This window comes from Clostridium thermarum, assembly GCF_006351925.1.
Lineage (GTDB): Bacteria > Bacillota > Clostridia > Clostridiales > Clostridiaceae > Clostridium_AU > Clostridium_AU thermarum.
Window position 1 is genome coordinate 100,697 of the sequence record NZ_CP040924.1, and the last position, 13,776, is coordinate 114,472.

Here is a 13,776-nt window from a genome sequence, read left to right on the forward strand (position 1 = left end):
TAGGTAAAAGGAGAGTATACAATGAGTAGAATTATAGGAGAAAGTTTATCCAATATACCATGGCAGGACAAGCCAAAGGGCTTTACCGGACCAATGTGGCGTCATACAGAAAACCCGATAATTGGACGTAACCCGGTAAAGGGGGTAGCCAGAATTTTCAATAGTGCCGTTGTTCCTTATGAAGGAGAATTTATTGGAGTATTCCGTGGAGAAACAATTAACGGAAGACCTCATATATATTTGGGGAGAAGTAAGGATGCCATACACTGGAACTTTGAAGAAGAGAAAGTTCAGTTTGTAGATGAAGAAGGAAAGCCATATCAACCTTTATATGCCTATGATCCAAGACTGGTTAAAGTAGAAGACGCATACTATATAATCTGGTGCGGAGACTTTAACGGTGCTTCAATCGGTCTTGCAAAGACAACTGATTTTAAGACTTTTGTACGTTTAGAAAATCCATTTTTACCTTTCAATAGAAATGGAGTGCTATTCCCGCGTAAGGTAAATGGTAAGTATTTAATGTTATCAAGGCCAAGTGATAGTGGACATACTCCTTTTGGTGATATTATGTTAAGCCAAAGCCCAGATTTAAAATATTGGGGAGAGCACAGAATTGTTATGCAAAGAGGAGGTTCAGGATGGTGGCAGACCGTTAAGATTGGATGTGGTGCTGCACCAATTGAATTGGACGATGGATGGTTAATATTCTACCATGGTGTTACCGGTACTTGCAATGGACTAGTTTACTCTATGAGCGCTGCAATATTAGATAAAGATAATCCATCAAAAGTGATATACCGTGCTGGAAGCTTTATGTTAACTCCTGAAGAGTGGTATGAAGAAAGAGGTTTTGTTCCAAATGTGGTATTCCCATGTGCTGCCTTATGTGATGCGGAAACTGGTAGAATAGCTGTTTACTATGGTGCAGCAGATACCTATGTTGCTGTAGCTTATACAACTGTAGAAGAAACCGTTAAGTTTATTAAAGAACACAATGAGCTGGTGGGCTTAGATGGTACAGACGGAAGGATGTAGAGGGAGTTATATTATGAACAAGCTATATGAGTGCCAAATTGAACATTTAAAGGATTATAGAGGCATTGGTGAAGCACCGGAAGATTATGATGAATATTGGGAAAGAGCCAAGAGAGATTTAGAAAAAGCTTCCTTGGATTATGAACTGGTAAATAGCGACTTTGTTGCCCGAAGCTGTGAAGCCTATGACTTGTATTTTACAGGTGTAGGAGGAGCAAGAATTCACTGTCAATTTTTAAAGCCCAAAAATGTTAAAGGGAAAGCACCAGCTATTGCAATGTTCCATGGATATTGGAGCAACTGCGGTGAATGGAGTGGAAAGTTACAGTACATTGCAGAAGGCTTCTGCGTTTTAGCAATGGATGTCAGGGGTCAGGGCGGTACAAGTATTGATAACGGTACTTACAAAGGTAATACTCAAAGTGGACATATTATCCGTGGGCTAGAAGGTGATAGTCCTGATGATATGTTTTATAGGAATGTATATTTAGATACTGCTCAATGCGTAAGAATTTTACAAAGTATGGAATTCGTCGACAAGAAGAATGTATTTGCAACCGGGGCTTCACAAGGTGGAGCATTAGCAATTGCGTGTGCATCATTAGTTGATGACTTAAAAGGTGCAGTGGCTATATATCCTTTTCTTTGTGACTTCAGAGGCATTTATCAAAATAATTTTATCTGCCCTAGCTATGAAGAGATTACTTGGTATTTTAGACAACGAGATCCAAATCATTTAACAGAAGACTTTTTCTTTGAACGTTTAGGATATATAGATCTAAAAAATCGTACCAAAGACATCAAGTGTAATGTCTTATGGATGACAGCTTTGATGGATAAAGTGTGTCCTCCTTTTTCCCAGATGGCAGCCTATAACAATATTTCTTCGGAAAAGAATATTATATTTTTTCCTGAATATGAGCATGAGTACTTACTAAACTCGGGAGACATAATTTTAAAATATTTTATTGAAAGATTAGAAGCTGAATAAAAGCGCACCATTATGTGCGCTTTTTCTAAAATAAAGGAGGCGTGAGCAAAGTGAAAATAGCTTCATTATATAAAGAAACAAAGGATGAGTTGTTAAAACATATTATGCCTTTTTGGAATGGGCTAAAGGACCCATTGGGAGGCTTCTATGGATATATGGATTATAATTTGGCAGTTGATAAAAAGGCGATAAAGGGTGTTATACTAAACAGCCGTATTCTGTGGTTTTATTCAAATGTTCATCTAACCTGCAAAAATGAAGGAGCTTTAGCTTATGCAAAGCATGCCTATGAATTTTTAAAGAATTATTGTGTTGATAAAGAAATGGGGGGCGTATACTGGTCCCTAAACCATGATGGAACACCTTTTGACGATATGAAACATACTTACAATATTGCTTTTGCCATATATGGCTTGACCTCTTTCTATGATGCTACAAAAGATGAGGAGGCCCTTAGGTTAGCCTATGAACTATTTGAAGTTATAGAGACAAAATGCAGGGATGAATATGGATATACAGAAGCTTTCGACAGAAAGTGGAATTTAATAGATAATGAACAGCTTTCCGAAGACGGATACCATGCGGATAAGACCATGAATACCTTGCTCCATATTATAGAAGCATATACGGAGCTTTACCGCGTGGATAAAAATGAAAGAGTAAGAGAAAAGCTGAAAGAGGCTGTGCTTACTTGCAAAAACAAAGTTTATAATGCAGATACAAAAATTTTAGGAGTGTTTTTTGATACTAAGATGAATTCAATAGCTGATATATACTCCTATGGACATGACATTGAGGCTAGCTGGCTTATAGATAGAGCTTGTGAGGTATTAGCTGATGATAAGCTCACAAAGGAGATAGCACCAATGACTGCTGAAATTGTAGATATGGTGCTGAAGACTGCTTATGATAAGGGTGCTATGAACAACCAGTATTGCCGTGGAAATATTGATAAGAACAGGGTATGGTGGGTACAGGCAGAGAGTGTTGTGGGATTTCTAAATGCTTATGAAAAAACAAGAAATGAGGAGTATTTGCAAGTTGCTATAAATATATGGAATTACATTAAAAAGTATCTTATAGATAAAAGAGAGGGGTCAGAATGGTTTTGGCTTTTAGACTACAGCAATAACCCTGTAGTAGGAAAACCTATTGTAGAGCCTTGGAAGTGCCCTTATCACAATGGAAGAATGTGTATGGAGGTAATTAAAAGATATGAAAAGCTTTGATGAATTAGTTAGACAAGAACAAGAAAAGTATGAGGCCTTAATAACAAGGAAAAATGAAAAAGCAGAGCGATACAATGGCATATACGACAGATATAAATATCCTGTTTTAACTCGGGATCATGCTCCTTTAATCTGGAGATATGACTTTAACCCTGAGACAAATCCCTACTTTATGGAGCGTCTGGGCATTAATGCTGTAATGAACTCCGGGGCTATAGAACTAGATGGAAAGTTCTATCTTGTTGCCAGGGTTGAAGGAAACGATAGAAAGTCATTCTTTGCTGTAGCGGAGAGTGATAATGGAATTGATAACTTTAGATTCTGGGATTATCCTGTAGTACTTCCAGATACATGTCCTGAGGAAACAAATGTGTATGATATGCGCTTAACCAAGCATGAAGATGGATATATATATGGAGTATTTTGCTCAGAAAGCAAGGATAAGTCCAATCCTGACTTGTCTGCAGCTACTGCTCAGGCTGGTATTGTGAGAACTAAGGATCTAAAGACCTGGGATAGACTTCCTAACTTAAAGACAAAATCCCCTCAACAGAGAAATGTAGTGCTTCATCCGGAGTTTGTAGATGGTAAGTATGCCTTCTATACCAGACCACAGGATGATTTTATTCAAACCGGATCCGGTGGTGGCATATGCTTTGGACTTTGCGATGATATAAATAATCCGGTGATTACGACGGATGAAGTGGTTATAAGTCCTAGAATTTACCATACCATTACAGAGGTTAAAAATGGAGCGGGAGCGGTTCCAATCAAAACACCGAAGGGATGGATTCATATTGCCCATGGTGTTAGAAATACTGCTGCAGGCCTGCGTTATGTAATCTATGTTTTTGCCACAGACTTAAAGGATCCTTCAAAGTTAATTGCAAGTCCATCCGGTGTATTTATTGCACCCCTTGGAGAAGAGAGAGTTGGGGACGTGTCAAATGTTGTATTTACAAATGGTGCAATTGCAAGAGAAAATGGCGATGTTTACATCTATTATGCATCTTCTGATACTAGAGTCCATGTGGCTACAACTACAATAGATATGTTAATTGATTATACTTTTAACACTCCATCAGATCCTCTCAGATCTACTGACTGTGTAAAACAGAGATGTGAGTTAATTACAAGAAATTTAGAATACTTAAGAAAAAATAAAGAAGAGGTATAGTATGGAATATGTAAAAGGTTTTACATTTGGATTTATGACCGGTGCAGGCAAATATGCAGATGAAGCGTCAAAACGATCCTTAAAATTAATGAAGGAAAAAACAGCATCAGATACAGTAATATTAGCATTAAGTGCTCTTCAAGATACTGCTCACTCGGAGTATGTAGATTATAAAGGCAGCCATATGCCTACGGATGATGAAGTACGTGGAATCATTAGCTATGCACAAGAATTGGGGCTAAGAGTATTTTTAAAACCTCTTGTGAACTGTAAAAATGGTGTATGGAGGGCACATATAAATTTCTTTGATGTGGACGTTCCCTGTGAACCAAAATGGAGTAATTGGTTTGAAAGCTATACAGACTATCAGCTTCATTATGCTGAAATTGCAGAGGAAACGGGCTGTGAAATGCTCATTATAGGCTGTGAGATGGTACAGGCACAAAGGAAGTCTGATTATTGGAGGGGATTGATAAAAAAGGTCCGTGAAAAATACAGAGGTTTGATTTCTTATAATACTGATAAGTACCAGGAAGAACATGTTGACTGGTGGGATGCAGTAGATGTAATATCCTCCAGCGGCTATTATCCAATAAATGATTGGGATAAGCAGTTGCAGAGGATAAAGAAAGCTATAGAGCCGTATAACAAGCCTTTCTTTTTTGCAGAAAGCGGATGTCCAAGCAGAACCGGATCTTCCATGATACCTAATGACTGGACTCTAATAGGTGCTGTAAACTTAAAAGAGCAGGAAAACTACTATAAGACTATGTTTGAAAGATTGACTGAAGAAAACTGGATAAGAGGTTTTGGGCTTTGGGACTGGCCTTCTCACTTATATGAGGAGAAGGATGGGGCTAGTGATAATGGTTATGCAGTTTACGGAAAGCCGGCCTGTGAAGTAATTTATAGCTTTTATTCCTCAATAAAGTAGTCAGGATGTGGCCATATGCTTATTCAAGAAAACTCTAAACTGGTGATGATCGGTGATTCTATTACCGATGCAGGAAGAAATTATAATGTGGGTGAAGGTTGGCAAGATTCCTTTGGATATGGATATGTAAATTTAGTTAATGGAATGATACTGTCAACTTATCCTGAGAAGAAGATCAGAATAGTTAATAAAGGCATAAGTGGCAATACTATACGGGATTTAAAGGCACGTTGGAAAGAGGATGTTTTAGATTTAAAACCGGATTGGCTTAGTATAATGATAGGTATAAACGATGTATGGAGGCACTATAATACACCACTTATATTGGAAAACCGGGTTGGTGAAGATGAGTTTAGAGAAAACTATGAAGAGATAGTTTCTTCTATAAGGCCTCAACTAAAAGGATTAGTTATAATGAGTCCCTATATTATTGAACCCAATAAATCAGATGTAATGAGAGCACATATTGACCGCTATGGTCAAATAGCTAAGGAAGTTGCAGACAAGAACGGCGCGATTTTTGTAGATACCCAGAAGGGCTTTGATGACTTTTGCAAGGTCTACTATTCTGCAGCTTTAAGCTTGGATAGAATCCATCCAAATACAACAGGTCATATGATAATTGCAAAAGCTTTTTTAAGTGCGGTAGAATTTAACTGGAATAAATAGCAAGGGTTCTTGCATGAAGGAGATGAGAGAGAACTATGGGAATTAGTTATAGTGAAAAGTCAAGGTCATTTAAGCTTGATGCAAAAGACACTAGTTACATTATCGCAGTAGTGGATGAAGAGAACTTTTTGGGACACGTCTATTTCGGGGAAAGGATTCCTGATGAAGATGTAAATTACTTGATGAGGTTGGAAGAGCCACCTTTTGTGCCATCCAAGAATAACAGGGACAGAATGTCTTTCTTAGACAGCTTTCCGACAGAGTACCCTACCTTTGGCTTAGGAGATTTTAGAGAATCCTGTCTTAAGGTAAACACAAAGTCAGGGATGACGGCTATAGGAATTAATTATGTCTCCCACAAGATTTATAAGGGAAAGCCAAAGTTGCAAGGTTTGCCCGCAACTTTTGGCAGCGAAGAGGAGTGTACAACTTTAGAGATAACTTGCGTGGACAAACACTTGAAGCTGGAAGTTGTACTTATTTACACAGTATTTGAAAACTTGGATGCTATTACAAGAAGCGTCAGAATAAAGAATAACTCTGATGAAGATATACAGCTCACAAGAGTTTTATCAGCCTGTGTAGATTTTGACAGGATGGATATGGATGTTCTTACCCTTCACGGATCTTGGGCTAGAGAACGCCACCTTAACCGCAGGAGTGTGACATATGGTAAGCAGGCTATAGGCTCTACAAGGGGAGAATCCAGCCATCAGATGAACCCCTTCCTGGCAGTAATGGACAAAACTTCTACTGAGGATGACGGCGAGGTATACGGCTTTAACTTTGTGTATTCGGGAAATTTCCTGGCCCAGGCAGAAGGATGCCAATTTGACACAACCCGTGTGGTAATGGGAATAAATCCGGAGGACTTTGCCTGGAGGCTTCAGCCCGGGGAGGAATTTACAGCCCCGGAGGTTGTCATGGTATATTCCAATGAAGGTATAGGCAAGATGTCAAGGACCTTCCACGACTTGTACAGAAATCACCTTATCCGGGGAGAATACAAGGATAAAAAGAGACCTATACTTATCAACAATTGGGAGGCAACCTACTTTGATTTCAACACCGAAAAGCTCCTAGACATTGCCAGAGAGGCCTCTAAGCTGGGTATAGAAATGCTGGTTATGGACGACGGCTGGTTTGGCAACAGAAACAGTGACAACTGTGCTTTAGGAGACTGGGTAGTTAACGAGGAAAAGATTAAGGGTGGACTAAAATACCTTGTGGATGAAGTAAATAAGCTGGGTATGAAATTTGGAATCTGGTTTGAGCCAGAAATGATCTCGCCTGGCTCAGATTTATATAGGGCACATCCTGATTGGTGTATACATATTGAAGGAAGAGTAGGAACACTATGCCGCAATCAATATGTACTTGACCTGTCCAGGAAAGAAGTTAGAGATTATATATATGAAAGCCTTAGAGAAATACTCCTCAGCGCAAACATTGAGTATGTAAAGTGGGATATGAACCGTCAGTTGAGTGATGTGGGAAACAATATTTTACCAGCAGGGTGCCAGAGGGAGATTTGGCATAGATATGTTTTGGGTGTATACGAGTTAATGGATAGACTAACTTCTGAGTTTCCACATATATTATTAGAAAACTGTTCCGGCGGAGGAGCTAGATTTGACCCTGGTATGTTATATTATAGTCCTCAAATTTGGGCTTCTGATGACACAGATGCCATTGAGAGATTGAAGATTCAACATGGCACTTCCATGGTGTATCCGGTATCAGCTATTGGATCACATGTAAGTGATTGTCCAAATCATACTGTAGGAAGAGTGACGCCTTTTGAAACTAGGGGCCTAGTTGCCCTTTCAGGAACCTTTGGCTATGAACTGGATGTTACAAGAATTTCGCAAGAGGACAGAGATGTGATACCAAAACAAATTGAAATGTATCATAAATACAATGATTTAATTCGTAAAGGAGACCTATACCGCATAGGGAATATTTTTGAAAAACCTCAATTTGACTGCGTTGAGTATGTTGCCAAAGATAAAAGCGAAGTTCTTGTAGTATATATTCAAGTTTTAAGTAGACCTAATTATCACAGTAGAAGAATTCGGTTAAAGGGCCTTCAGAAAGATGCTTATTATAGGAATGAAGAAACAAATGAAGTGTATTCTGGGGCTGCTTTAATGAATGCAGGTATTCTGATAAAGGGACTATGGGGAGATTTTACAGGTAAATTATATCACTATATACGTGTATAGAAGTGAAGTGGCATGCCACCTCACTTCTTTTTTTAAAACTAACATCTAACATAAATTACCTTAACGATAACTTAGTGCTACTTAAGTTGTATTGATAAAAATTTGTCCAGATATTCTGTTTTTATACTATTTTATACACTATACAATAAAAAAAGTGACTAACCATTTTGTTATTACAGTAGATTATATGAGGATATTTATAGGAATGTTCTATACATTTTTGTTTACAACACTTAAAGGTTATATATTTATTTAGGTTAAATATATAATATTTAAGTAATATTTTACGTTAATCTATATACTTTATTTAAGTTAAATGTTATAATCTATTTGAAAACGTTTTTTAAATTATCCATGTATAGTGAGATAGTGGAGGTGATGGTAATATAAGCTTAATCATTTCTGTAGATTTCGTAAATCTGTAGACTTAAAACAACATTTTGGAAAGGAGTGCATTGTATGAAACAAAGAAAAAGCAAAAGCCTAATTTCTATGGTTGTAGCTTTTGCAATGTCCCTAACTACTGTGCCGGCATCAATAGTACAAGCTAGTTCTCAGGATACAGATGCAACTGTCATTTACAGCAACGATTTTGAGGACTCTTCAAAACTACCATCAGGGTTTAATGCTGCTGAGAATGTAAACGGTAGCAAAGCCTTGGATGTAGACGTTGCTGCTGATCCAAGTTCTCAATGGGATGAGTTGGCAGAAATTAAGTTAGTCCTAAGCCCTAAGTATTCTCAAGCCATAAATCTTGGCGCTAAGTTAAAGATGGACTTGCTTTTGCCTGAGGAAGCTACTTTTGATGGAGGCTTCAAGGTGGCTGGCGTTCTTCAAACTGCTGGTTGGGATTGGAATCAAAATGATGTTGGGCCTATTGCAGTATCGGATTTTACAAAAGTTGAAGGTTATAATTTAGCAACTGTTGAAGTGCCTTTCAAAACAATTAATAACAATACAGAACTAAATCAAATTACAATAAAGATAGTAGGCTATGAGTGCAATTACAAAGGAAAAGTTTATTTGGATAATGTTAGTTTAATAGATGGGACATCAGATCCATCTACAGGCGGCGAAGAAGTTATTTTTATAAATGATTTCGAAGATGCATCAAACTTGCCCTTTAATAAGGACGAAAATGATCTTGTAGATGTTGTAACAGGTAAGGCAGTACGCTATGCTGTTGAATTTAGTCCGGATAACGGATGGGATCAAACAAGCTGGGATAAAGAAAATATAGAGATGCCCGCTGATGTTGCAGGACCAGTAGAATCGGACACAGTGCTAAAAGCAGATCTAATATTACCTAAAACTGCTAGTTTTAGTGGTACAATAACCGTTAAAGGTGTTGTAAAAGTAGGTGACAAATGGTCTTGGACAGAAGTCGGCAGTTTAGTACAGGTAAAACTTGATGATTTTACTGAATCAGGTGACTATTTGGTTAAAACCTTTGAATTTATTTTTAGCAATCAAATTTCAAATATAAAGTCTATTGTGTTCCAAGTTGTAGGGAATAACAGTGATTACAAGGGAGACATTTATTTAGATAATGTAAAGCTTACAATGGTTATCGGTGCTACAGATAAGTATGTAACTAAGATAGAAGTACCTGTTGCCCAAACAAAGCTTGATCCAAGTAAATTAAATATTCCTGACAGTGTAAAGTTGGTAGATGAAAAGGCTATAGATGAGATTGCTTCATTATATGCTTATTTGCTTGGTGTTGGTGCTTCAGACTATGTAATATATGGACATCAGAATGATACTCATCATAAGGCTGTACTTAAAGACGGCGGCAGTAATTCCGATACAAAAGATGTTACAGGCTCCATTGCAGGAATTGTAGCTATAGACACTCTATCCCTTACAGGTGCTGAATTACATCTAGAGGATGGCGATGATAGAGATTTCGTTACAGCTGCAGCAGACCTTTTGGCAGCAGCGGCCGAGGAAGGGGCAATAATAAGCCTATCAGCTCATATGCCTAACTTTGAAATTGTTAAGAATAAAGGTAAGCAAGCTGATGGTACATGGGACTTCTCAGGCTATACTCCTGGAGTAACTAACGGCAACATAGTTACTCGAATAATGCCTGAGGGAGATTTAAACGAAGTATTTTTAGCTTATCTTGATTTGATTGCTGACCTTGGTAATCAACTGGAGGAGAAGGGGATTCCTGTGCTCTTCAGACCTTTCCATGAAAACAGTGGAAGCTGGTTCTGGTGGGGAGCTGCTCACTGTGATCAAGCAGCATTTAAGAACTTATGGAGATATACTGTAGAATACTTACGTGATGTTAAAGATGTTCATAACTTCCTTTATGTATATTCGCCAAATGGGCCAATACCAACTGAAGAGTACTATTTAGAACGCTATCCAGGTGATGACTATGTTGATGTAATGGCTTTTGACTACTATAATAACGATCCTGATGTTAATGATTCCTTTATAGAAAACCTAAAAGATATCATTACTGTAGTAGAGGGTTTAGCTAAGAAGCATAATAAGCTTACAGCGGTATCCGAGACAGGAATGATTCCTTTTAAAGTAACAGATAATAAAGTACCTGATTGGTTTAGCAAAGTGCTAGAAGTATGTTCTACTACAAATATGGCTTACTACCTAACTTGGGCAAACTTTGATGAATCTAACATGTTTCAACCTTACATGGTGGACGAAACAAGAGGGCATGAAATGGTTGACGAGTTCGTCAAGTTCTACAATGATGAAAGATCAGTATTTGCCGATGGTATAGGTGATTATAGCAGCATAAGAGTAACAAAGCTTCCAGCTGATGTGACAGGTTTTATCACTGCTCCACATTCAGGATACCGTTTACTTGAAGCTACAACAATTAAGGCAAGTGTATTGAATACTGACAAAGCGGTTAACTTTGTATTGAAGGATGGTAAAGGTAATGAACTTAAGGTTTTAGAAGCAGTAGGCAACGGTATTGTATATACTTCCGACTTAACAAAGGATATATTAACTAATATAGAGCCAAATTATGGGTCCATCGAACTGGTTATTGATGGAAAAGTATATGATAAAATAAGGGTATTCTTTAATCTACCTGAAGAACCGGTTAACCCTGCTGTAGTAGATACTTTCGAATCCTATTATGGAAACGATGAAATGATAGCAATTAAATGGGCAACTAATGCTGCTGCCGGATGCAGTGTAAAACCTATGAATACAGATAAGGCCGGTACTTATAACAATGGAGACTATGGTCTTGCCTTTAAATACAAAATATCAACAGAAAAGTCATCTGAAGGCTGGGCTGGTATTACAAAGTCATTGCCGGTAGGTACAGATTGGTCAGAATTTGACGCTTATCAACTTTGGATTAAACCTGACGGAAATGCACAAAAGTTAGTAATTCAAATAACCTCTAACGGTGAAGATTTTGAAGTTCATCTTCCTGAATTTGCTGCAACCACGGAAGCTAAGCTGTTGACCATTCCTTTCAGTCAGTTTAAAGGAAAGAAAAATGGTACTTTTGATCCAGCAAATGTTTCACAAGTGGGGCTGTGGTGTAATACAATTATACCAGAAGGTCATACAGGAACATGGACAGTAGATTCTGTAATATACTATGATGATATTAAAGCAGTTAAAAAGGCAGAAATAGTTGGTATAGATAATATAACTGCAACTGTTATTGAAGGACAAGCTTATTCTTTACCTTCAAAGGTATACGCAAATCTTGATGACGGTTCATCACAAATACTGAATATAACTTGGGATGATGAAACTGTAGATACAAGTAAAGCAGGAACTTTTACTTTTAATGGTACTGTAGATGGATATGACAAGAAAATTACCTTAACACTTGTAGTAACTTCTAAAACAGGGCCATCGACACCGGAAACATCAACTGCAGAACCATCAATACCTGAATCAGCAACGGTTGTTAATACAAATGCACAAGCTGTTATAGCAGCTATAAACGGTGTAACAAGTAATGGAACTGTAATAGTAGATGTTGCCGATAATAAGCTCGTTGAAAAGGTAATATTTGATAAAATTAAAGGAACAGATAAGACTGTAACATTTAAGCAGGGTGGCATTGAATGGTCCTTCAAGGGTAAAGATATTACCGGAGACACAAAGAACATCGATATGACAGTAAAAATTGCTCCAATTAATAGGGCAGAAACTGCTAATAAGTCAGCTATATCAGATATAGTTAAAAATAAAAATGTTTTGGTTTTATCCTTTACAAATAATGGACAACTACCTGGAAAGGCTAAGATAAGGGTTAAGCTTGATTCTACTTGGATTTCTGATAAGGATAGAAACAATTTATGCCTTTACTATTACAATGAGGCTACAAAAACTATGGAAAGCATAGCTACGGGACTAAAGGCAGATTCTGATGGTTATGTGGAGTTCGAAATAACTCATAACAGCGACTATATTATAACCGATAAGATGCTTACAGCAGAAGCAACCATTGTAAGATTAGGTGGAGCAAACAGATATGAGACAGCGGTTAAGATTTCTCAAGCTGGATGGAAAACTGCTGAGTCAGCAGTTTTGGCTAGAGGCGATGTTTTTGCAGATGCACTATGCGCAATACCTTTTGCAAAGCAGTTAAATGCTCCAATACTTCTAACAATTCCCAAGTCTCTTGATAACAGTGTAAAATCAGAATTACAGAGACTTAAAGTGAAGAAGGTATATATAATCGGTGGAACTGGTGCTGTATCCACAGAAGTAGAAAATATTCTTAATGTGATGGGGATAAGTGTAGAAAGAATAGGGGGTGCCGATAGATATTCAACCTCATTGAAAATAGCTAATAGGCTTACAAAGAAGAGTCAGGTATTCCTGTGCTCTGGAACTAGCTTTGCAGATGCCTTTTCAATATCTTCCTATGTGGCATTATCAGGTAGTCCTATACTTTTTGCTGGCATAGATAAGTTGCCTGATGAAGCTGCTAAGTTCATTAAGGATAACAATAGTAAGGTATATGTAATAGGTGGAACGGGAGTAGTTTCTGACAGCGTCGTAAAAGGTATAACAGGCTTGGAGAGAGTATCAGGAGCAGACAGATATGAGACAAATCTAGCAATACTAAATAAGTTTGCCGGAGATTTAGATTTCTCAAAGGTATATTATGCAACCGGAAAGGTATTTGCAGACGCCCTTTCAGGATCAGTGCTTGCAGCTTTAACAGGAGCGCCGGTAGTACTAGTTGATAATGTTATTCCTGAAGCTACCAGAGAGTATCTAAAGAGCAAGGATAGTATAATTAGAGAAAAATATATACTTGGCGGAGAATCTGTAATACCAACAGAAATAATTAAGTAATACAAAAGGGAGAGTTTGTTTACTTCATTTAGTGTAACAACTTTCCCTTTTTATTTTATTTCCCATACTGCTGATAGAGCATTTACTTTCTACGAATGTATCAAGATCAAGAGCCGCTCAATGTCCTCAGCGGGTAAGGGCTGGCTGAAAAGGTAGCGCTGGGGCTTATCACAATTAAGTGATTTTTATATAAT

The 13,776-nt window shown here is 37.7% G+C and carries 8 protein-coding genes; all 8 read left to right on the plus strand.

All coding sequences use genetic code 11. The features are described from left to right. Positions 1-21: 21 nt before the first annotated feature. The 8 genes from FHY60_RS00450 (at position 22) to FHY60_RS00485 (ending at position 13,582) form a co-directional block, all read left to right on the plus strand. Positions 22-1,038: a glycoside hydrolase family 130 protein gene (locus tag FHY60_RS00450; RefSeq protein ID WP_139902144.1), complete on the plus strand. Its 1,017-nt coding sequence runs from the start codon at positions 22-24 to the stop codon at positions 1,036-1,038. A gap of 13 nt (positions 1,039-1,051) precedes the next feature. Next, positions 1,052-2,029, plus strand: a complete 978-nt coding sequence (locus FHY60_RS00455) for an alpha/beta fold hydrolase (RefSeq protein ID WP_139902146.1) — start codon at positions 1,052-1,054, stop codon at positions 2,027-2,029. A gap of 50 nt (positions 2,030-2,079) precedes the next feature. Next, positions 2,080-3,258, plus strand: coding sequence for an AGE family epimerase/isomerase (locus tag FHY60_RS00460; protein WP_341472539.1), 1,179 nt, complete (start codon positions 2,080-2,082; stop codon positions 3,256-3,258). After that, positions 3,245-4,435, plus strand: coding sequence for a glycoside hydrolase family 130 protein (locus FHY60_RS00465; protein ID WP_139902148.1), 1,191 nt, complete (start codon positions 3,245-3,247; stop codon positions 4,433-4,435). The genes FHY60_RS00460 and FHY60_RS00465 overlap by 14 nt, the downstream gene beginning before the upstream one ends. A 1-nt stretch (position 4,436) precedes the next feature. Continuing rightward, positions 4,437-5,369, plus strand: a complete 933-nt coding sequence (locus tag FHY60_RS00470) for a glycoside hydrolase family 113 (RefSeq protein ID WP_139902150.1) — start codon at positions 4,437-4,439, stop codon at positions 5,367-5,369. Between the two features lie 15 nt (positions 5,370-5,384). Then, positions 5,385-6,038, plus strand: a complete 654-nt coding sequence (locus FHY60_RS00475) for an SGNH/GDSL hydrolase family protein (protein ID WP_139902152.1) — start codon at positions 5,385-5,387, stop codon at positions 6,036-6,038. Between the two features lie 35 nt (positions 6,039-6,073). Then, positions 6,074-8,263 carry an alpha-galactosidase gene (locus FHY60_RS00480; protein WP_139902154.1) on the plus strand — a complete coding sequence of 730 codons (2,190 nt, stop codon included), beginning with the start codon at positions 6,074-6,076 and terminating at the stop codon, positions 8,261-8,263. Between the two features lie 459 nt (positions 8,264-8,722). Then, positions 8,723-13,582 (plus strand): cell wall-binding repeat-containing protein, encoded by a 4,860-nt coding sequence (locus FHY60_RS00485; RefSeq protein WP_139902156.1) that lies wholly within the window; start codon positions 8,723-8,725, stop codon positions 13,580-13,582. Positions 13,583-13,776 lie beyond the last annotated feature (194 nt).

What these genes read in the sequence shown, in the direction of transcription:
- FHY60_RS00480 (WP_139902154.1), top strand. Translation starts at nt 6,074, where the DNA reads ATGGGAATTAGTTATAGTGAAAAGTCAAGGTCATTTAAGCTTGATGCA.
- FHY60_RS00450 (WP_139902144.1), top strand. Translation starts at nt 22, where the DNA reads ATGAGTAGAATTATAGGAGAAAGTTTATCCAATATACCATGGCAGGAC.
- FHY60_RS00455 (WP_139902146.1), top strand. Translation starts at nt 1,052, where the DNA reads ATGAACAAGCTATATGAGTGCCAAATTGAACATTTAAAGGATTATAGA.
- FHY60_RS00465 (WP_139902148.1), top strand. Translation starts at nt 3,245, where the DNA reads ATGAAAAGCTTTGATGAATTAGTTAGACAAGAACAAGAAAAGTATGAG.
- FHY60_RS00470 (WP_139902150.1), top strand. Translation starts at nt 4,437, where the DNA reads ATGGAATATGTAAAAGGTTTTACATTTGGATTTATGACCGGTGCAGGC.
- FHY60_RS00485 (WP_139902156.1), top strand. Translation starts at nt 8,723, where the DNA reads ATGAAACAAAGAAAAAGCAAAAGCCTAATTTCTATGGTTGTAGCTTTT.
- FHY60_RS00475 (WP_139902152.1), top strand. Translation starts at nt 5,385, where the DNA reads ATGCTTATTCAAGAAAACTCTAAACTGGTGATGATCGGTGATTCTATT.